Raw genomic sequence first — 416 nt, forward strand, 5'->3', positions numbered from 1 at the left:
CAACAATGCTCAAGCGAATCCCACGTCTTCTCAGTGCCGAAATCGTCAATGTGCTCATGCTGATGGGCCATGGCGACGATCTCCTGATTTGCGACGTCAACCATCCGGCTGCGACCATCGCGGCAAAGACGATCTGGGGAAAGATCATCGATCTTCCCGGCGCCGATATCCCCACCGGCCTCGCAGCGATCCTCGAACTGATGCCGGTCGACACCTTCGTCGATGCGCCGGTCAAGCGGATGCAGGTCGTCGGCGCGGCGGAAAAGATCCTGCCGATTTTTGATCGTGTGCAAGCCATTATCGATGCGGCGGAACATCGGCATGTGAAGATCAAAGCGCTCGAACGCTTCTCCTTTTACGAGGCCGCCAGCAACGCCTTCGCCGTGATCCGGACCTCAGACCCCGGCCCCTATGGC

The 416-nt window shown here is 59.1% G+C and carries 1 protein-coding gene; it reads left to right on the plus strand.

Annotated elements, in window-relative coordinates; genetic code table 11:
* The coding region (locus AC1D0P_RS30550) for an RbsD/FucU family protein (protein WP_477680157.1) at positions 1-416 on the plus strand (416 nt) is incomplete at both ends.

This window comes from Polaromonas sp. P1_G2, from assembly GCF_056405515.1.